Raw genomic sequence first — 19,207 nt, 5'->3', positions numbered from 1 at the left:
AGTTCAGAGCTCGCCGAATTGACGGTCGCCCGCATCTCCCAAGCCGGGCACGATGTAGGCCCGCTCGTTGAGGCCCTCGTCGACGGCCGCGGCGAACAGTCGCACTCCGGGGGCGGCGGCTTCCAGTGCCTTCACCCCTTCGGGGGCAGCCAGCACGCACACCGCAGTGATCTGCCCGGCCCCGGCGGCAGCCATGCGCCCACAGACGTAGGCCAGCGACCCGCCAGTGGCCAGCATCGGCTCCAAAACCAGCACGGCCTGACCGCCGAGATTGTCGGGCACGGTGTTGAGATAGGGCTCGGGCTGAAACGTTTCCTCGTTGCGGCGCACGCCCAGAAAACCGACGGCGGCCTCCGGCAACAGCTCGCGAGCGGCGTCCAGCATTCCCAGACCGGCCCGTAGTACCGGCACGAGCAACGGGGGATTGTCGATACGCACACCGGAGGTGCGGGCCAGCGGCGTGTCGACGCTGATGGCGGTGGCGGGAAGATCTCGCAAGGCTTCGTAGATCAACAGCCCGCTCAGTTCTCCCAATGCCCGTCGGAACTCCGGTGAAGGAGTATCGACTCGGCGCAATGCGGTCAAGCGGGCCTGAACGAGGGGATGATCGACGACTGATACGTCCACGGCCCCACCGTAGCGGGCTTTTGCCGAATGCCTCACTGTTGCCTGCCACCCCTATCCTTGGGCGAGTGACCGATCTGCTGGCAGTGGAGACCCCGCCAGGGGCTGCCGATGCCGTGGCCGGGGTGCGCATCACCCCGGTGGACGCGGTGGGGCTGGAACAGCGGGCCGCCGCGCTGTGTACCCGGTCGATCAAAACCTCGTCTAAGGCGGCGGCGCTCGACTTGGCCATCCGGGTGATGGACCTCACCACGCTGGAGGGCGCCGACACCCCTGAGCGGGTCCAGGCCCTGTGTGCCCGGGCCCGCCGCCCCGACGCCGCCGACTGGTCGGTGCCCCCGGTGGCCGCGGTGTGCGTGTACCCCGAGTTGGTGCCGGTGGCTGCCGAGGCGCTGGCCGACAGCTCGGTGGCGGTGGCCAGCGTGGCCGGGGGATTCCCCGCTGGGTTGGCTCCATTGGAGGCTCGGCTGGCCGAGATCGCCTGGGCGGTGGTCGCCGGGGCCGACGAGGTGGACATCGTGCTGAACCGCTCGGCATTTCTGTCCGGGCAGTATCAGAAGGCCTACGACGAGATTGCCGCGGCCAAGCAAGCCTGCGGGTCGGCCCACCTCAAGGTGATCTTGGAGACCGGCGAGCTGGGGTCGTACGACCAGATCAGACGGGCTTCCATGCTGGCCATGGTGGCCGGAGCCGATTTCATCAAGACCTCGACGGGCAAGATCGGGGTGGCGGCCACCCCTCCCACCGCTTTGTGCATGGCCGAGGCCATCCGGGACATGGCCGAGCAGACGGGCAGGGCCGTGGGATTGAAGCTGGCCGGGGGCATTCGCACTGCTAAGCAGGCCTGGCATTACCTGGTGATCGTGGGCGAAACGCTGGGTCAGGGATGGCTGACCCCGGAGCGGTTCCGGCTGGGAGCGTCCAGCCTGCTCAACGATGTGCTCATGCAGCGGGCCAAGCTCCGCGACGGCCGCTACCAGCGGCGGGAGGATTTCAGCGTTGACTGATCGCTCATCTCCCGGACACGAGGTGGCGCCCGTGGGTGATTTCGACCTGGAGTATGCGCCTGCTCCCGAATCGATCGCCCCGGTGCGCTTGGCCTCGCAATACGGCCTGTTCGTGGGGGGCGAGATGGTGGAGCCCGCGGCTGGGCAGTTGGTACCCACCGTAAACCCGGCCACTGGCGAGGCGCTGGCCGAGATCAGCGTGGCCGATGCCGCCGATGTGGACCGGGCCGTGGCCGCGGCCCGTGCCGCCTGGGAAGGGGGCTGGCGCGACCTGTCCGGCGCTGAGCGGGCCAAATATCTGTACCGGGTGTCCCGGCTGCTGCAAGAGCGGGCTCGGGAGTTCGCGGTCTTGGAGACCATGGACGGGGGCAAGCCCATTCGGGAGTCCCGGGATCTCGACATCCCGCTGGCCGCGGCCCACTTCTTCCACTATGCCGGCTGGGCTGACAAGCTCGACTACGCCTTCAGCGGTCGCCGAGCCGCGCCGTTGGGAGTGGCCGCCCAGGTCATCCCATGGAACTTTCCCCTGCTGATGGCGGCCTGGAAGCTGGCTCCCGCGCTGGCCTGCGGGAACACCGCGGTTCTCAAGCCGGCGCCCACCACTCCGCTGACCGCTTTGCTGCTGGCCGAGGTGCTGCGCGACGCCGAGCTGCCTCCCGGCGTGGTCAACATCGTCACCGGCGACGACGCCACCGGGGCTGCGCTGGTCGCCCACCCCGGCGTGGACAAGGTGGCGTTCACCGGTTCCACCGAAGTGGGTCGGGCGATCGGTGCCGAGTTGGCGGGGACCGACAAGCGCCTCACCCTGGAGCTGGGGGGCAAGGCGGCCAACATCGTGTTCGACGACGCCGCCCTCGACCAGGTGACCGAGGGCATCGTCAACGGCATCTACTTCAACGGCGGCCAGGTGTGCTGCGCCGGATCCCGCCTGCTGGTGCAGGAGACGGTGGCCGACACGGTGGTGGGCAAGCTCCAGCGGCGCATGGACACTCTGCGGGTGGGGGATCCGCTGGACAAGAACACCGACATCGGGGCGATCAACTCCCAAGCCCAGCTCGACCGCATCCAAGAACTGGTGGCCTCCGGGGTGGCCGAGGGGGCCGAGTTGTACACGCCGGAGTGCGTGCTGCCCGAGCGGGGCTTCTTCCATCCGCCCGCGCTGTTCACCAATGTGTCCACCGCCCACCGTATTTCGCGAGAGGAGATCTTTGGGCCGGTGCTGTCGGTGCTCACCTTCCGCACCGCCGAAGAGGCAGTAGCCAAAGCCAACAACACCCCGTATGGGCTGTCGGCCGGCATCTGGACCGAGAAGGGGTCGCGCATCTTGTGGATGGCCGATCAGATGCAGGCTGGCGTGGTGTGGGCCAACACCTTCAACCGGTTCGACCCGGCTAGCCCCTTCGGCGGCTACCGGGAGAGCGGCTACGGCCGCGAGGGTGGCCGGGCGGGGCTGTTGCCCTATGTGGAGCTGGTGGCATGAGCACTCGGTTATTGGTCAACAAGACCTACAAGCAGTTCATCGGCGGCGCGTTCGAGCGCTCCGAGTCGGGTCGGTCGTACCCGGTGGTCGGTGCCGAGGGCGAGTTCTTGGCCAACGCGGTTCAGGGGTCCCGCAAAGACGTAAGAGATGCAGTGGCGGCGGCCCGGTCGGCTCAAGGAGGCTGGGCCGGGCGCACGGCCTACAACCGGGGTCAGATCCTGTACCGAGTGGCCGAGGTGATGGAGTCCCGACGAGATGAGTTCTGTGCGGAGGTGGCTCGAGCGGGTGATGGGTGTGCCGACGAGGCCGCAGCCCAGGAGACAACCGCGGCCATCGACCGCTGGGTGTGGTACGCCGGCTGGGCCGACAAGTTTGCCACCGTGCTGGGGGGAGCAAATCCGGTGGCTGGCCCCTACTTCAACCTCAGTGTGCCCGAGCCCACTGGCGTGGTAGGGATCGTGGCCCCCGACGAGCCGCCCCTATTGCCGCTGGTGTCCCGGCTGGCCCCGGTGATCGTGTCGGGCAATACCGCGGTGGTGCTGGCCTCCGAGCGCTGCCCGCTGGTGGCTATCACCTTGGCTGAGACCCTGGCGCTGAGCGACGTCCCCTCTGGGGTGGTCAACATCCTCACTGGTCGGCGCGACGAGCTCGTCTCCCCATTGGCAGGCCATGTAGCGGTCGATGCGCTGGACCTCACCGGCTGCGATGCCGAGGGGGCTGCCGACGCGGCCCGTCAAGCGGCGGCCACTATCACCCGAGTGGTGAGCGCATCAGCCGCTGAGCGGCAGTGGGCCGACGAGGTCGCCCAAAGCCCGTACCTTATCGACGCCTTCTGCGAGACCAAGACTGTCTGGCACCCCAAGGGAAGATGAGCGCGGGGCCTTTTGTACTCGGCGTCGATCTCGACGGAGTGTGCGCTCAGCACACCTTGGCTTTCCGCAAGATTGTGGCCCAGGAGAAGGGTGTGCCCGAGGAGTCGCTGACTCTGGAGTGCAGCTGGGGCTTCCAGGAATGGGGATTCGAGGACGGCGACTTTGAGAAGTATCACCGTCGGGCGGTAGCGGAGCATCGGATGCTGGCCGACATACCGCCCATGCCCGGCGCATCCCGAGCACTGTGGCGGCTATCGGAGGCCGGGGTGTGGATCCGCATCATCACCCACCGCCTTTACACAAACTGGGACCACGCCATCGCCGCCGGCGACACCGCAGAGTGGCTCGACAAGGCCAAGATCCCCTACCGCGACCTGTGCTTCGTGGGCGGAAAATCGGCGGTGGACGCCCATGTCTACATCGAAGACGCCCCTCACAACGTCGAGGCTCTGCGAGCTGAGGGCCGAACCGTGATCGTGTTCGACCAGCCCTACAACCGAGACCTGGACCCGCCCCGAGCCGCCACCTGGGAAGAGGCTGAGTCGCAGATCTACGAGCAGTTAGCCGCTCACCAAGGCGCCGTCCAACACCAACTCCCCACCTTCGACCCCAGCACCGACCGACTCGACGACCGCTCGGGCTGAGTCTGCTACTGACCGGCCAGCCAGGAGGGGAGTTGGCGGATGTCGGACAGCTCTACCCAGTTGTTGTGGGGGGAGATGGTGGCGTGTTCTAGATCCCAGGTGAGGTGGTAGGGGATGTGGACGCCGCGTCCGCCGAGGGCGACCACGGGCTCGATGTCGGAGCGTACGGAGTTGCCCACCATCACGAAGCGGTTGATGGCGATGTTGTGGCGGTTTAGCAGGCGGGCGTAGGTAGCCTCGTCTTTTTCGGCCACGATCTCCACGGCGTCGAAGTGGTCGGCCAGCCCGGAGGCGGCGATCTTGGTCTCCTGGTTCCACAGGTCGCCCTTGGTGATGAGCACGAGGCGATAGCGGTGCTCCAACTCCTCGATGGTCTCGGCTACCCCGTCTAGCAGTTCCACCGGGTGGGCGTGCATTTCCTTGGCCCAGCCCACGATGGTGTGGATCTCTTGGGCGGTGATCTGGCCCTCGGTGGCCTCGATGGCGGTCTCGATCATCGACAGCACGAACCCCTTGATCCCGTAGCCGAATATGGCCACGTTGTGCCGCTCCAGCTCGATGAGCCGTTCGTGGAAGTCCACATCGGGCAGGTAGCGGGCTACGAGGTCGGCCATCCGCTCTTCGTAGTCGGCGAATATCGACTCGTTGTGCCACAGGGTGTCGTCGGCATCCAGGCCGACGGTGTCGATAGGGGCCGTGGTCACAATGCCAGGGAGCCGTAGGCCGGTTTGACCACCTTGTTGATGATCTCAAGGCGCTCATCGAAGGGGATGAAGGCGCTCTTCATGGCGTTGATGGTCAGCCACTGGATGTCGGCCCAGCCAAAACCGAACTCGTCCACCAACTGCATCACTTCTTGGGTCATGGAGGTGGCGCTCATCAGCCGGTTGTCGGTGTTGACCGTGACCCGGAACCGCAGGTCGCTCAGCACCTTAATGGGGTGCTCGGCGATGGACGGCGCCGCTCCGGTGTGGACGTTGGACGTGGGGCATAGCTCCAGCGGGATGCGCCGATCTCGCACGTAGGCGGCCAGCCGGCCCAGCTTTGGGGTGCCGTCGGGGCCGAAGTCGATGTCGTCCACGATGCGGACCCCGTGACCCAGGCGCTCGGTGCCGCAGTACTGCACTGCTTCCCAGATGGACGGCGGGCCGTAGGCCTCTCCGGCGTGGATGGTGAAGTGGAAGTTCTCCCGCTGGATTAGGTGGAAAGCGTCCAGGTGGCGGGTGGGCGGGTTGCCGGCCTCGGCTCCGGCGATGTCGAAGCCCACCACCCCTTGGTCGCGGTGGCGTATGGCCAATTGCGCAATCTCCAGTGACCGGGCTGCGGTGCGCATGGCGGTGAGCAGCGTGCCGATGCGGATATTCCGGTTGGCGCTGCCTGCTTCGAAGCCGGTCACCACCGCCTGCACCACCTCGTCCAGGCTCAGCCCAGCTTCAGTGTGGAGCTCAGGAGCGAATCGGACCTCGGCGTAGACCACGCCGTCGTCGTCCAGGTCTTCGGCGCATTCGGCCGCTACCCGCTCCAGGGCTTCGCGGGTCTGCATGACCCCCACGGTGTGGGCAAAGGTCTCCAAGTACAAGGTGAGGTCGAGGCGGCTGGCTCCTCGCACCATCCACCGGGCCAAATCATCGGCATCGGTGGTGGGCAGGTTGTCGTAGCCGGTCTCCGCCGCCAACTCGACCACGGATTGCGGACGCAGGCCGCCGTCCAGGTGATCGTGCAGCAACACCTTGGGAGCGGCCCTTACTTCTTCGGTTGTCGGATGTATCACTGCTCTAATCGTACGGAATCCGAGAGGCAATCAGGCGGCGAGGCTCAGGAGCGGTGTCGGCGATTGTCAAGGCCGACGACAGGGCCTCGTGGGCTGCGGACAGGCAGGAGGGGTCGTCGGTGTGGAGTTCGGCGATGACCTCGCCGGCAGTCACTCGGTCGCCGTGGACGCGGCGGAGAAGCACCCCGGCAACCGGAGACACGTCGTCTTCCTTGCGGGCTCGGCCCGCGCCCAAGCGCCAAGCGGCCACTCCCACGGCCAGCGCGTCGATGCGGTTGATCACCCCGCTGGTCGGGGCCGTCCAGTGGTCCACTGTCGGCGCGGCGGGCAGAGGCGCGGTGGGGTCGCCGCCCTGGGCGGCCACCATGTTCTGCCAGACGTCCATCGCCCGGCCGGAGGCCAGTACCTCGGCGGGGTCAGCGTCCAGACCTGCAATAGCCGCCATCTCTTGGGCCAAAGCCAGAGTCACCTCCACCAAGTCGGCGGGCCCGCCCCCGGCCAATGTCTCGACTGCCTCGGCCACTTCGAGGGCGTTGCCCGCGGCCAGGCCCAGCGGCTGGTCCATGTCGGTGAGCAGCGCCGCGGTGTCCACCCCGTGGGCGTGGCCCAATCCCACCATGGTTCGGGCCAGATCCTCGCCCATAGCCGGATCAGGCAAAAACGCCCCTGAGCCGAACTTCACATCCAGCACCAGTCCGCTGGTGCCCTCGGCGATCTTCTTGGACATGATCGAACTGGCGATCAGCGGGATCGAGGCCACCGTCCCGGTCACGTCCCTCAGGGCGTACAGCACCCGGTCGGCTGGGGCAAGGTCGGCGGTAGCGGCGGCGATCACCGCGCCCACCTCCTGAAGCTGGGCCAGGAACTCGTCATCGCTCAGGGCGGCTCGCCAGCCGGCGATGGCCTCCATCTTGTCGAGTGTGCCCCCCGTATGGCCCAGGCCCCGTCCGGAAAGCTGAGGCACTGCTGCGCCACACGCCGCCACCAGCGGACACAGCACCAGCGAAACCTTGTCGCCCACGCCGCCGGTGGAGTGCTTGTCGACCGTGGGCCGCTCCAGACTCGATAAATCCAGCCGCTGGCCGCTGTTGATCATGGCTGCGGTCCAGGTGGCCAGTTCCCGGGCGGTCATGCCCCGCCACACGATGGCCATGAGCAGGGCGGCGGCCTGCTCAGCCGGGATTGACCCCGAGGTGACTCCGTCGATGAACCAGTCGATCTGCTCGTCGTTCAGCTCGCCGCCGTCTCGCTTGGCGACGATGAGATCGACTGCATTCACGATCCGTCCTCGCCTCGAAGCCTCATGCGCTTGCATTCACGGCAGATCGTCGGGGCCAAAGGCACCGGGCAGCAGATCGCCCACGGTGTGGGTCTCGTTCACCTGGCAGCTGGCCCCGCCCGCTTCGTAGAGCAGTTGGCGGCAGCGTCCGCACGGTGTGAGCGGGTTCCCGTCGCCGTCGGTCACGGCCACTGCCACCAGCCGTCCGCCGCCGGTGCGGTGCAGGTCGCCCACTAGGCCGCACTCGGCGCACAGGGTCAGCCCATAAGAGGCGTTCTCCACGTTGCAGCCGGTTACCACCCGGCCGTCGTCGGTCAGCCCAGCCGCCCCTACCGACAGCTTCGAATATGGGGCGTAGGCGCCCGCGGAAGCTTTATGGGCGGCAGCCCACAACTCGTTCCATGGAATCGCCTGCTCAGTGCCCATCTGACCTCGTTCCGGCTACTTGCTTCGCTGGAAGGGCTGGCCCGCCGCCGCCGGGGGTATCGACCGGCCCACCGCACCAGCCACCACCACCAGCGTGACAATGAACGGAAGGGCTTGGAGGAATTCGCTGGGAATCTCAAAGCCGCTCACTTCCACCCCCAAGAACTGGAGTCGGGTGCCCAGCGCCCGGGAGAAGCCGAACAGCAGCGCTCCGCCGAACGCTCCCCACGGGTTCCATTTTCCGAAGATCAGGGCGGCCAACGCGATGAAGCCCGCCGCGTTGGTCATGTTGTCCTCAAAACGGGCTTGCGATTCCATCGAGAACCACGCACCGGCCAGACCGGCGATGAGCCCGCCCAGGATCACCGACTGGTAGCGGACCCTCACCACGTTGACACCCAGCGTCTCTGCCGCATGGGGGTTCTCTCCGCACGAGCGCACCCGCAGTCCCCACGGCGTGCGGAACATGACCACCCAGGTGCCGATTACCACCACATACATCAACCAATAGATGGGCTGGCCTCGGAAGATCTGGTCGCCGATCACCGGGATCTTTGACAGCAACGGCAAGCCGAACTCGGAGGTTCCCACCCCGGTGGTGATGCCGCTCTTGACGATCACCTCCGAGCGCAAGAAGCCGGTCAGCCCTAGGGCGAACAGGTTGATCACCACCCCTCCCACGATCTGGTTCACTCCGAAGCGGATGGACAGCACGGCGAGGAGGGCGGCCACCAGCCCGCCGGCCAGCACCGAGATGAGGATGGAGAACCACAGCCACCAGGTGGACTGGGCATCTCCAATGGTGGCGTAGGTCATGTAGCCGATGCCGGCCCCGGCCAGCATGGTGCCCTCGATGCCGATGTTGATGATGCCCGAGCGCTCGCACCACAGTCCGGTCATCGATCCCAAGGCAAGCGGTGTGGCCAACACCAGCGACTCATTGAACAGGTTGACGATGTTGGTGCTGGGGTTGTCGGAAAGCGCCAGGCTGAGCACCAGGACCAGCGGGATCAGAGCCAGCGCGCTGAGGAGCCGGGCGGGGCTGGCCCACCGCCGGGCCTCGGGCGGGGTGAATCCCAGCGCGGCGGTGAGCAGGAACAGCACGCCGATGGCGATCACCCACGTCGGGGGATGGAATCCGATTCCCGCCGGGTCGGGGGGCGGTTCGAAGTTGAAGCGGCGGCTGGTGCTGCTGATGGCGGGGGCCACCCCGGCGATCAGCGCCACCCCCAACAGCCCGAACACCACCCCGGTAATCGTCTGGCGGTCCAGCCGAGCGCGCCCCGTAGTTCGGGCCATGCCCGCGGCGTGCTCCACGGTGGTCACACCGCCCCCTCAATGGAGGTGGCCTTGAACGGGCTCTGGTCGAGATCGCGCACCCGGAACAGGTAGCGGACGATGGCGTCAGCGGCCACGAACAACAGCACCATGGCCTGGATGATCCGCACCACGTCGATGGACACGTCGGCTTCCTGCTGCATCAGCGGCGCCCCCGACAGCATCGATCCCCACAGCAGGGCCGCGGCGATGATGGCTACCGGGTTGGTGCGGGCCAAAAGGGCGATGGCGATGCCGTCAAAGCCCATCAGGAAGAAGGTGCCCGGCTGGAAGAAGCCGTTGGTGCCCGAGATCTCCGAGGCGGCGGCCAGGCCGGCGAACGCCCCGGACGCGGCCATCGAGGCTACGATCACCCGGTTTACGTTGATGCCGGCGTAGTGGGAGGCGTGGGGGTTCAATCCCACGGTGCCCACCTCGAACCCGAACGTGGTGCGCTTGAGTACGAAGGCCACCACGAAACAGATCCCCACCAGGGCGAACAGTCCAACGTGGAGAACGGGCTGGCTGTCCACTAGTTCGGGCAGCACCGCGGTGTCGGATATGGGATCGGTGCGGGGAACGGTGCTCTCGGTGTCTCGCAGCACCACCGGGTCGCGGGAGTTCACCATCCAGCGGACCCCAAACAACACCAAAGAGTTGAGCATGATGGTGCTGATCACCTCGTGGGCGCCGGTCTTGGTTCGCAGCACGCCGGGTATCCCGCCCCAGATGGCGCCCCCCAGCGTGCCGGCGATGAGGATCAGCGGAATGGCCACGATGCCGGGCAGGTCCGACATCCACGACAGCGCCCCCACATAGGCCGCAGTGATGCCGCCGGCCAGCAGCTGTCCCTCGGCGCCGATGTTGAACAGCCCGGCTCGGAAGGCGAAGGCCAAAGCCAGGGCCGACCCGATGAACGGCACCGACCGGGCCAGCGACCCCGCGATCTCGTCATCCCCGCCCACCATGCCCCGCAGCAGCGCCCAGTAGGCGGTGAAGGGGTTCACCCCGATGATGGAGATCAACACGCCGCCGACCACGAACGACAACAAGATGGCGTAGAGCGATACGTACAGCGGCTGGAGCCGCCACGCCTCGGTGAGCACGCGGTGGATTTGGCCGGCCGCCCGCCCAATCCCGGCATTGGCGTTTCGGGCGCCGTTCACCGCTGGCCTCCCGCGCTCAGGTTGCCTACCCCGTTCACGACTGACCTCCCGAAGAGCCCGTGGCCATGAGCAGGCCGAGTTCTTCCCGGGTGGCGTCGGCGGCGTTCACCGTTCCGGCCAGCCGGCCTCGATAGAGCACGCCGATCCGGTCGGACAGCGACAGGATCTCGTCCAACTCGGCCGACACCAAAAGCACTGCCACTCCCCGGTCGCGCAGCTCGATGATCTTGCGGTGGATGAACTCGATCGAGCCCACATCGAGGCCTCGGGTGGGCTGGGCCACCACCAGAGCCTTGAGGTCGCCGGTCAGCTCTCGGGCCACGATCACCTTCTGCTGGTTGCCGCCCGACAAGGTGTCGATGACGGCATCAACCCCGGGGGTGCGGACGTCGAATTGCTCGACCAGCTCTTGGGCTTCGGCGTTGATGGCCGCGGTGTTGCGCACCCCCCGCTGGGAGAACTTGCGGTGGTGGTAGCGGTTCAACACCAGGTTGTCGGCGATGGTGTACTGGGCCACCACTCCGTGCTTGCTGCGGTTCTCGGGCACGTGGGCGACGCCGAGCTCGTTGATCTTGCGGGGACTCCAGTCGGTGGTTTCCTGGCCGAGCATCTCCACCCGCCCCCCGGCGGTCGGGCGCATCCCGCAGACGGCCTCCACCAGCTCCCTCTGGCCGTTGCCTTCCACGCCGGCTATCCCGAAGATCTCACCGGCTCTCACCTCCACGTCGAAGCCGCTGACCGTTTCCACTCCCCGGTCGTCGGCAACCCGCAGGCCTTGGGTCCGGAGCACCGGTGCCCCTGGATCGGCTTCGGCCTTGTCCACTCGGAACACCACGTCTCGGCCCACCATCAAGTTGGCCAGGGACTGCTGGGTGGCGCCTTCGGCGGTGGCGGTTCCCACTACCCGGCCAGCCCGCAGCACGGTGATGCGGTCGGCCACCGCCAGCACCTCGCGCAGCTTGTGGGTGATGAAGATGATCGACTTGCCCTGGCCGGTGAGGCTCTCCACCACCCCGAAGAAGTCGTCCACCTCGCCTGGGGTGAGCACCGCGGTGGGCTCGTCGAGGATCAGGATGTCGGCATCGCGGAACAGGGCTTTGACCAGCTCCACCCGCTGTTGTTCCCCCACCGACAGGTCGCCCACGGTGGCGTCGGGATCCACGGCTAGCCCGTAGCGCTGAGCCAGGTTGTCGATCTGGCGGCGGGCTGAGTCCAGATCGAGGAACGCTCCTTTGGTGACCTCGTTGCCCAAGATGATGTTCTCGGCCACCGTGAATACTGGTATGAGCTGGAAGTGCTGGTGGACCATGCCGATACCACGGGCGATGGCATCACCCGAGTCTTCGAAGTGCACCTCTTCGCCCCGCACCTTGATGGTGCCCTGGTCGGGCCGGTAAAGCCCGAACACCATGTTCACCAGGGTGCTCTTGCCCGCACCGTTCTCTCCCAGCAGGCAATGGATCTCGCCCTGGTTGAGGGTGAGGCTCACGTCGTCGTTGGCGATCACCCCTGGGAAGGCCTTGGTGATTCCCTCAACCTCCAGCACCGGACGTGCCGCGCCCCCGCTTGCCTGAGCCATGCGCAGACCAGGCTACGCCATACGACGGAAACGGCTCGCGAAAGGCGGCGGCTGAAATTCGCTCAGCCGCCGCCTTTCAATTGTCGATCGCGAGATCGGTTAGTCGCAGAGTGAGCCCTCACCCAGGAACAGGCCGTCGATGCCGCACACCCCGGTGTCGATGCTGCCGTCGGCCAGTCCGGCCCGCACCATCTCCACATTGGCGGCCGCCTCAGCGCTTACTGCCGCGTCGTGGAATGGGGCGTAGGTGATGCCCAGGTTCTCGGCGGTCAGCACGAACGGCCCACCGGCGAAGGTGCCCTGGATGGTGGTGGCGATGTTGCGGAACACCGAGAGGTCCACCCGCTTGATGGCCGAGCTGGCCAGGTTCTCCGAACCGGGCGCTGTGCCGCCGTTGAAGGTGGTGTAGTACTCGTCTTGGTCCACGCCGATGCCCCACGCGCCGGCCTCAGCAGCGGCCTTGATTCCGCCTGAGCCGGTGGGACCGCCGGCGCCGAAGATCACATCAGCGCCGTCGCCGATGAACTGCTGGGCGTCAGACGCACCCTTGGCCGGATCGGTGAAGCTCTCGTTGTACACCGACAGCACCTGGATATCGGGGTTGATGTACTTGGCCCCGGCCTCGTAGCCGTTGACGAACTTCACCACCGGGGGCACGTCCTCGCGTCCGGCCACCACGCCGACCACGCCCGACTCGCTGAGCGAGGCGGCCAGGGCGCCGGCGATGAAGCCGCCCTCGTGCTCGTTGAACAGCACGCCTACGTAGTTGGACGGGTACTCGGGATGCCACTGGTCGATGCCGATGTAGTTGATGTTGGGGTTCTCGTCGGCCGCCGCCATGGTGTCGGTGCCGAGCAGGAAGCCCACGGTGATGAGCACGTCGGGGTTCTCGCTGGCTGAGGTGCTGAGGTTGGCGTCGTAGTCGGCCTCCGAAGCCGTCTCGATCACGCTGGTGTCCTCGATGCCGAAGCACTCCGCCGCGCCAGTCATGCCCTCATAGGCGAACTGGTTGAACGTGCCGTCGTCCACCTTGCCGATATCGGTGACCATGTTGACTCGGAATCCATCGGGGGCCTGGATCCCACCCCAAGCCGCGCATTCCTCTTCCAAGCTGATAAGAGCCCCGGATGGCGCCTCGGGGGCTGGCGCTTCAGTGGGCTCAGGGGCCGGAGCCTCGGTTGGCTCGGGCATCGGTGCTTCAGTGGGTTGAGGCGCCTCAGTCGGTGCCTGGGTGGGCGCCGGCGCCGATTCCGTATCGTCGTCGTTGCCGCAGCCCGCCGCCACCAAGGCCAAGCAAAGCAGCAGGGCGAACAAAGCCATGAATTTCTTGCGCATCTGAACCCCTCCGTCTGATGCCGGTGATTGGACTTACGAGGCTAGTCCAGCACGGTGACAACCACAGTGTCGGACTGACGACTCGAAGTGTCTACGCTGGGGCCATGTCGAGACTTGAAGGAAAGACAGCGATCGTCACCGGCGCGGCCCGGGGTACCGGGTCGGTGATCGCGCAGATGTTCCGGGATGAAGGAGCAGCGGTGGTGGCCACCGACATTGCCGATGGGGACGGAATCGTCAAACTCGACGTGACCAACGAGGCCCACTGGGACGAGGTGGTGAGCGGCATGGACCAGGTGGACGTGCTGGTCAACAACGCCGCCATCTTGCACATGGGGCCCATCGAGCGCACCTCGGCCGAGGCCTACCGCCAAGTGCTGGACGTGAACCTGGTGGGGCCGTTTTTGGGCATGCGTGCGGTGGTCGGGCCGATGCGGGCTTCCGGGGGCGGTTCGATCGTCAATATCAGCTCCATCGACGGGCTTATCGGCATGAACGGGATTTCCGCCTATGGGTCCAGCAAGTTCGGCCTCGGGGGGCTGATGCGCTGCGCGGCCCTGGAATTGGGCCGGTCGGGCATCCGGGTCAACAACGTGTGCCCCGCGGGCGGCAACCCGGCCATGTACTCCCAGTGGTTCGACCAGATGATGTCGTTCATGGACCAGACCGCGGCCTACTCGGCCAATCGGGGGATCCCCGGTGAGGTCCCTCTGGAGACAATCGCCGCCGCGGCGCTGTTCCTGGCTTCCGACGAGGCATCCCATATCACCGGCATCGATTTGCCGGTGGACGGGGGAGCAGCCGCCGGTGTGGTTATCGAGGGTCTCAACTCGCTCGAGTGAGCGAAGTCCCATTCCGATCGGTGGGGAGTATCATTCAAAGAGCCGCATCAGCCAAGGGCGGCTGAGGAGGAAGAGATGGCTCCGTCTGCTCGCACCGACGCGGAAATCTTGGGCCGCGCCGACGTCAACGACATCGACACCATCATCGACATCTCGCGGACAAACAGCGACGTCACCTCGGTGATCCACGCGGTTCAAGACAACAGCGACGCCCTGTTCACCTGGGACTATGCCAAGGGGGCCCGGCCCAAGCTGGAGCGCCTCTACGAGAAGGCCAAGACGTCGCAATGGAACGCCCAAACCGACCTGGACTGGTCGATCGAGGTCGATCCCTACGAGGCCTTCTCCATATTCACAGAATCCGAATTCTCGGCAGAGTTTGAGCGCGAGGACAGGCCCCATCTGCCCACCGCCAACTGGGGCGAGGCCGAGTGGCGGGAGTTCTCCCTGGAGACCTTCAAGTGGCGCATGAGCCAGTTCCTCCACGGCGAGCAGGGCGCGCTGCTGTGTACGGCCAAGATCGTCGAGACCGTCCCGTGGATCGACGCCAAGTACTACGCCGCCACCCAGGTGGTGGATGAGGCCCGCCATGTGGAGGTGTTCGGCAAGTACCTCGACGAAAAGCTGGGCGATTCCTATCCCATCAACGTCCACCTCAAGCTGCTGCTCGACGACATCATCAACGACAGCCGTTGGGACATGACCTACCTGGGCATGCAGATCATGGTGGAGGGCTTGGCCCTGGCCGCCTTCGGCTTCATGTACCAGCTCACCCCCGAGCCCCTGCTCAAGAAGCTCCTCCGCTATGTGATGGCCGATGAGGCCCGCCACGTGGCCTTCGGCGTGCTCAGCCTCCAGGAGTTCTACAGCGAGCTGACCACGCCCGAGTTGCGCGAGCGCCAGGAGTTCGCCTTCGAGGCCGCGGTGCGGATGCGCGACCGGTTCTTGTCCCAAGAGGTGTGGGAGCGCATGGGGGTGCCGGTGCGGCCCATGGTGGAGAACTTCCTGTCGCTGCCCGCCGACCAGAAGCCGTTCCAGAACATCCTGTTCTCCAAGATCGTTCCCAACTGCAAGAAGCTCGGCTTGCTCGATGCGGGCGATGGCTGGCTGCGGCGCCGGTTCGAGGAGATCCACGTCATCGAGTTCGAAGACTGGGTGGACACCGGCGAGGAGTACGAGGACTTCCAAGTCGAAGAGGTCGCCGCGGTCTCAGCGTAGATCCATGGTTGCATGGCCAAGCTGAGCCTGACGCCGCTGGCCGAAGTGGTCGCCGAATCGATTGCTGGCGGAACCTCGCGTCGCCACAGCCCCGACGGCTACAGCCTGTGGATCGAAGTGCTCGATTTGGAGCCAGGAGGCGGGTTGACGTGGGCCCCGGCTGACGGCGACGAGGCGGTGTATGTGGCTGCGGGCGAGACCGATGTCGTCGAATACAGGGCCGACGGCCGACGGGCGGGCTGCTGTCCGCCCGGGGGCGCGGTGATCGTGGAGCAGGGGGCCCGAGCCGTGCTCACCTCGGTCGGGGTTTGCCAGCTCGTCCGGTTCGGCTCGACGGCCCCGGTGGGGGTGTTTGGACGGGGCGTGCATGTGTTCGGTCCCCGCGGCTGGGGCTTCAGCGGTGATCCGGCTGGCACCCACGCCACCTGGTTCTCCGACTCCACCTGGGAGTCCACCCCGCTGACATTGCTTCAGGTGGGGCGCGACACCCCTAGCCAAGGCCCTTCCCACCACCACTCGCAGGACGAGATCATCTATCTGCTCGACGGCAGCATCTCTCTGGGATCGCTGGAGGCCGAACCGGGGGCCATCCTGTGCATTCCCGCCAACGTCCGCTACCGCATCACCGCCGGCCCCGCCGGCTATCGCTTTCTCAACTACCGCAGCGGCCCTGCCGCTCAGGTCTACGAGCGGGATTCAGCGCCCCAGTTCGAAAACGTCGCCGCCCGCCACGGCCATCTCACCGACGATCGCATCTTGTAGCCCCCGGCCAGCGGATGCGGTAGCGGTTGTTGGCCACCAGGCGGTACACACCGCGGGCCAGCGGGTTGATCGGTCCCAATGTCATGAGCCGGCCCACTGCGGGCCAAGGGCCGCCCATGGCCCCGAGCGCGCCGGCGATGCTGCGGTGGTCGTCCCAGCGGGTGCCGTCGGGGCAGATCCACCACGCCGAGCGGGTCACGGCCTCGTCGGTGAGGCCGAGGGCATCCAAATCGGCTTGCTGCGAGGGGATCACCCGGCAGTCGTTGCTTAGTCGGCGTTCCACCCAGCGGGCCGTTGCCGTGCAGAACCCGCAGTCGCCGTCGTAGACCAAGATGCCCGAGGAGATGGGCGGAGAGGGAGGGTGAGAATCAGCTGTTGCGGCCGGCATTGGGCTTCCGCCCATGATTGGCCTTCTTGCGCCGCGCTCGGGCCTTGCGTTTTTGGGTGCGCTTCGACATTCGAACCTCCGCGTCTCTAGAAAGACTACCGACTCCAGGTAGCGTGAACGACCCGTGGAGCGCTTCGGGTTCGTCGGATTGCCCAACTCCGGCAAGTCTTCCCTCTACAACGCCCTGATCGGGTCGGACGTGCTGGCCGCTCCGTACGCCTTCGCCACCACCGATTCCAACGTGGGGGTGGCCAAGGTAGTCGACCCCCGCCTTGACGCCATCGCCGAGCTCAGCGGCTCCCGCACGGTGACACCGGCCAGCGTGCAATTCATCGACATCGGGGGCCTGGTGGAGGGGGCCAGCCGGGGCGAGGGGCTGGGCAACCGCTTCCTTGCCGGCATCCGAGAAGTGGACGCAGTGGTGTTCGTCCTCCGGGCCTTTGTCAATCCCGACGTGCCCGGTCCCACCGACCCCCTGGAGCACCTGCGGGTGCTGGAGATCGAGTTGACGCTAGCCGACTTGGAGTCGGTGGAGAATCGGCTGGTCAAACGGCGCAAATCCGCCGTTCAAGACCGGTCGCTGGCTGGTGAGGTGGCCGCGCTGGAAGCCGCCGCCGACGTGTTGGGAGAGGGCGTCCCGATATACCGCAGCGACCTGACGGCCGAACAGCGGATCAATCTTCGGGAGAGCTTCCTGCTCACCAACCGCCCGGTGCTGGCGGTGGTCAACATCGGCGAAGATCAGCTCGACACGGCCGATTCGGTGATCAAGCCAGTGGCCGCCGAGTTGGACGGTCGGGCCGGGGTCATGGCGGTGTGCGTGCAGCTCGAGGCCGAGGCCGCCCAGCTCCCCGCCGAGGAGCGGGCTGAGATGCTCGATGGCCTGGGACTGGGGGAGGGGGCGTTGGGCCGGTTCACCCATGCGGCCTACGATCTGCTGGGCTTGCGGACCTTCTTCACCACCGGCGACAAGGAGACCCGGGCCTGGACCTTCCGCTTGGGGGCCACCGCCCCGGTAGCCGCGGGCCGCATCCACACCGACTTCCAGCGGGGCTTCATCCGAGCCGACGTGATCGGCTGGCAAGAGCTGCTGGATGCGGGTGGTTGGACCAAGGCCAAGGAGCTTGGCGTGATGCGCACCGAGGGCCGCGACTATCTGGTGGCCGACGGCGACGTCATGGAGATCCGCTTCAACGTCTAGTGGATGCCCAAATCCTCTTGGAAACCACAACTCTCTCTTGAACAATCTCCGTCGGAGTTGGAAAATCAAGGGATGGCGTGGCTCGTCTGCGACGACCGGGTGCTGGCCACCGTGGAGTTCGCCACCGGCTGGCGGGAGCGGGCCTTGGGGCTGTTGGGCCGCGACGAGTTTGACCGTGCCCTGCTGCTGCGACCGGCGTTCTCGGTACACACCCTGGGTATGCGGTTTCCCATCGACGTGGCCTACCTGGACCGCGATCTAGTGGTATTGAAAACAGCCACCATGGCCCGTTTTCGAGTGGGTCTGCCGGTGTGGCGGGCTCGGGCCGTGCTGGAGGCCGAAGCTGGATCGTTCGCCCGATGGGGAATAAAACCTGGCGATCGCCTTCAGGTGAGGCAGACTGCTGACAGCGGTAGGGGATAGACAAACTCATACATCCGGGGAGGAAGCATGACTGGAAGGCTGATTCTGGTTGCCACCCCAATCGGGAATCTGGGCGATTTGTCCCCGCGCGCTGTGGAGGTGCTGGCCAAAGCTGACGTGGTGGCTTGCGAGGACACCCGCCGTACCGGGCGACTCCTGGCCCATGCCGGGGTGAGCGCTCCCCGCTTGCTGGTGGTGAACGAGCACACCGAGAAGGCCAGTGCGGCCGAGATCGCCGAACTGCTCGTCGACGGGAACATGGTGGCTCTGGTTACCGATGCCGGTACCCCGGCGGTGTCCGATCCGGGGGCCAAGGTGGTCAAAGCGGCCCTCAAGATCGGGGGTGAGGTGGAGGCCGTGCCCGGGCCGTCGGCCGCATTGGCTGCCCTGGTGGTGAGCGGCTTGCCCACCGGGCGCTTCTGCTTCGAGGGGTTTCTGCCCAAAAAGGGCCGTCCGCGGGCCGAGCGCATCGAGGAGTTAGCCCGGGAATCCCGCACCATGGTGCTGTTCGAAGCGCCGCACCGGCTGGCCCGCACCTTGGGCGACTTGGCCTCTGCCCTGGATAGAGATCGGGTCGTGGCCATTGTGCGGGAGCAGACCAAGCTGCACGAGGAGATCTGGCGGGGAACCTTGGCTGATGCCGTTGCCAGGGTCGAGGACATTGAGCCCCGAGGGGAGTACGTGCTGGTGGTGGCCGGTTGCCCCGATCCTGCACCGCCCTCTGAATCCCAGATTAGAGCGGCACTGGACGAGCTGCTGGCCGATGGGCTGTCCCGTCGGGATGCCGCTGCCGCGGTGGCCGCCGACCTCGGCGTGTCCCGGCGTGCTGCCTATCAGCTCAGTCTGAGAGACTGACCGGGTTCAAGATCGCGC

Annotated in this window: 20 protein-coding genes; 10 read left to right on the top strand and 10 right to left on the bottom strand. The window is 66.4% G+C overall.

Translation table 11 applies throughout. The features are described 5' to 3' along the window. Positions 1 to 3: 3 nt before the first annotated feature. A complete protein-coding gene (gene upp, locus ACOGI7_RS11655; RefSeq protein WP_419848929.1) occupies positions 4 to 627 on the bottom strand; it encodes a uracil phosphoribosyltransferase in 624 nt (207 codons plus the stop codon). An 83-nt stretch (positions 628 to 710) separates the two neighbouring features. On the opposite strand from upp, the gene deoC reads away from it, so the two are divergent. From deoC to ACOGI7_RS11635, 4 genes are read left to right on the top strand one after another with little or no spacing between them, the layout of a single operon-like run. Further along, positions 711 to 1,631 carry a deoxyribose-phosphate aldolase gene (gene deoC / locus ACOGI7_RS11650; protein WP_419851503.1) on the top strand — a complete coding sequence of 307 codons (921 nt, stop codon included), beginning with the start codon at positions 711 to 713 and terminating at the stop codon, positions 1,629 to 1,631. Next, on the top strand, positions 1,561 to 3,111 hold the full coding sequence (locus tag ACOGI7_RS11645; RefSeq protein WP_419848928.1) for an aldehyde dehydrogenase family protein: 1,551 nt from the start codon (positions 1,561 to 1,563) through the stop codon (positions 3,109 to 3,111). The genes deoC and ACOGI7_RS11645 overlap by 71 nt, the downstream gene beginning before the upstream one ends. Further along, positions 3,108 to 3,983 carry an aldehyde dehydrogenase family protein gene (locus ACOGI7_RS11640; RefSeq protein WP_419848927.1) on the top strand — a complete coding sequence of 292 codons (876 nt, stop codon included), beginning with the start codon at positions 3,108 to 3,110 and terminating at the stop codon, positions 3,981 to 3,983. The genes ACOGI7_RS11645 and ACOGI7_RS11640 overlap by 4 nt, the downstream gene beginning before the upstream one ends. Then, complete coding sequence (locus ACOGI7_RS11635) at positions 3,980 to 4,627, top strand: 5' nucleotidase, NT5C type (RefSeq protein WP_419848926.1); 648 nt, start codon at positions 3,980 to 3,982, stop codon at positions 4,625 to 4,627. Before ACOGI7_RS11640 ends, ACOGI7_RS11635 begins: the two co-directional genes overlap by 4 nt. A gap of 5 nt (positions 4,628 to 4,632) precedes the next feature. Here the strand turns inward: ACOGI7_RS11635 and ACOGI7_RS11630 are convergent, their stop codons facing one another. From ACOGI7_RS11630 to ACOGI7_RS11595, 8 genes are all read right to left on the bottom strand, one after another. Further along, positions 4,633 to 5,331, bottom strand: coding sequence for an HAD family hydrolase (locus ACOGI7_RS11630; RefSeq protein ID WP_419848925.1), 699 nt, complete (start codon positions 5,329 to 5,331; stop codon positions 4,633 to 4,635). After that, the gene (locus tag ACOGI7_RS11625) at positions 5,328 to 6,398 is read right to left on the bottom strand and encodes an adenosine deaminase (RefSeq protein WP_419848924.1); all 1,071 of its coding nucleotides are present in this window, start codon (positions 6,396 to 6,398) and stop codon (positions 5,328 to 5,330) included. Before ACOGI7_RS11625 ends, ACOGI7_RS11630 begins: the two co-directional genes overlap by 4 nt. 4 nt (positions 6,399 to 6,402) lie before the next feature. Then, positions 6,403 to 7,677 (bottom strand): thymidine phosphorylase, encoded by a 1,275-nt coding sequence (locus ACOGI7_RS11620; RefSeq protein ID WP_419848923.1) that lies wholly within the window; start codon positions 7,675 to 7,677, stop codon positions 6,403 to 6,405. Between the two features lie 36 nt (positions 7,678 to 7,713). Beyond that, entirely contained in the window at positions 7,714 to 8,103 is a 390-nt protein-coding gene (locus ACOGI7_RS11615; RefSeq protein WP_419848922.1) for a cytidine deaminase, read from the bottom strand. Positions 8,104 to 8,118: 15 nt separating this feature from the next. Beyond that, complete coding sequence (locus ACOGI7_RS11610) at positions 8,119 to 9,429, bottom strand: ABC transporter permease (RefSeq protein ID WP_419848921.1); 1,311 nt, start codon at positions 9,427 to 9,429, stop codon at positions 8,119 to 8,121. Continuing rightward, the gene (locus tag ACOGI7_RS11605; protein WP_419848920.1) at positions 9,426 to 10,586 is read right to left on the bottom strand and encodes an ABC transporter permease; all 1,161 of its coding nucleotides are present in this window, start codon (positions 10,584 to 10,586) and stop codon (positions 9,426 to 9,428) included. Before ACOGI7_RS11605 ends, ACOGI7_RS11610 begins: the two co-directional genes overlap by 4 nt. 34 nt (positions 10,587 to 10,620) lie before the next feature. Next, positions 10,621 to 12,165, bottom strand: coding sequence for an ABC transporter ATP-binding protein (locus ACOGI7_RS11600; protein WP_419848919.1), 1,545 nt, complete (start codon positions 12,163 to 12,165; stop codon positions 10,621 to 10,623). Between the two features lie 99 nt (positions 12,166 to 12,264). Then, positions 12,265 to 13,500 (bottom strand): BMP family ABC transporter substrate-binding protein, encoded by a 1,236-nt coding sequence (locus ACOGI7_RS11595; protein ID WP_419848918.1) that lies wholly within the window; start codon positions 13,498 to 13,500, stop codon positions 12,265 to 12,267. A gap of 104 nt (positions 13,501 to 13,604) precedes the next feature. On the opposite strand from ACOGI7_RS11595, the gene ACOGI7_RS11590 reads away from it, so the two are divergent. From ACOGI7_RS11590 to ACOGI7_RS11580, 3 genes are all read left to right on the top strand, one after another. Next, positions 13,605 to 14,342 (top strand): SDR family NAD(P)-dependent oxidoreductase, encoded by a 738-nt coding sequence (locus tag ACOGI7_RS11590; RefSeq protein WP_419848917.1) that lies wholly within the window; start codon positions 13,605 to 13,607, stop codon positions 14,340 to 14,342. Between the two features lie 75 nt (positions 14,343 to 14,417). Continuing rightward, positions 14,418 to 15,560, top strand: a complete 1,143-nt coding sequence (locus tag ACOGI7_RS11585) for a ferritin-like domain-containing protein (protein ID WP_419848916.1) — start codon at positions 14,418 to 14,420, stop codon at positions 15,558 to 15,560. Positions 15,561 to 15,572: 12 nt separating this feature from the next. Continuing rightward, positions 15,573 to 16,322 (top strand): hypothetical protein, encoded by a 750-nt coding sequence (locus tag ACOGI7_RS11580; protein WP_419848915.1) that lies wholly within the window; start codon positions 15,573 to 15,575, stop codon positions 16,320 to 16,322. Here ACOGI7_RS11580 and ACOGI7_RS11575 read toward each other — a convergent pair. Continuing rightward, a complete protein-coding gene (locus ACOGI7_RS11575; protein WP_419848914.1) occupies positions 16,300 to 16,710 on the bottom strand; it encodes a thiol-disulfide oxidoreductase DCC family protein in 411 nt (136 codons plus the stop codon). The two genes, ACOGI7_RS11580 and ACOGI7_RS11575, sit on opposite strands and share 23 nt — an antisense overlap. A gap of 124 nt (positions 16,711 to 16,834) precedes the next feature. On the opposite strand from ACOGI7_RS11575, the gene ychF reads away from it, so the two are divergent. The 3 genes from ychF (at position 16,835) to rsmI (ending at position 19,189) form a co-directional block, all read left to right on the top strand. Next, a complete protein-coding gene (gene ychF, locus ACOGI7_RS11570) occupies positions 16,835 to 17,911 on the top strand; it encodes a redox-regulated ATPase YchF (protein WP_419848913.1) in 1,077 nt (358 codons plus the stop codon). A 72-nt stretch (positions 17,912 to 17,983) separates the two neighbouring features. Further along, positions 17,984 to 18,334, top strand: a complete 351-nt coding sequence (locus ACOGI7_RS11565) for a DUF192 domain-containing protein (protein WP_419848912.1) — start codon at positions 17,984 to 17,986, stop codon at positions 18,332 to 18,334. 27 nt (positions 18,335 to 18,361) lie between these two features. Continuing rightward, the gene (gene rsmI, locus ACOGI7_RS11560; RefSeq protein ID WP_419848911.1) at positions 18,362 to 19,189 is read left to right on the top strand and encodes a 16S rRNA (cytidine(1402)-2'-O)-methyltransferase; all 828 of its coding nucleotides are present in this window, start codon (positions 18,362 to 18,364) and stop codon (positions 19,187 to 19,189) included. Positions 19,190 to 19,207 lie beyond the last annotated feature (18 nt).

The sequence above is a fragment of the Candidatus Poriferisocius sp. genome, assembly GCF_965204145.1.
Lineage (GTDB): Bacteria > Actinomycetota > Acidimicrobiia > Acidimicrobiales > Bin134 > Poriferisocius.
The sequence above is the reverse complement of the archived record's forward strand: the minus strand, read 5'-3'. Positions and strand labels throughout refer to the sequence as shown.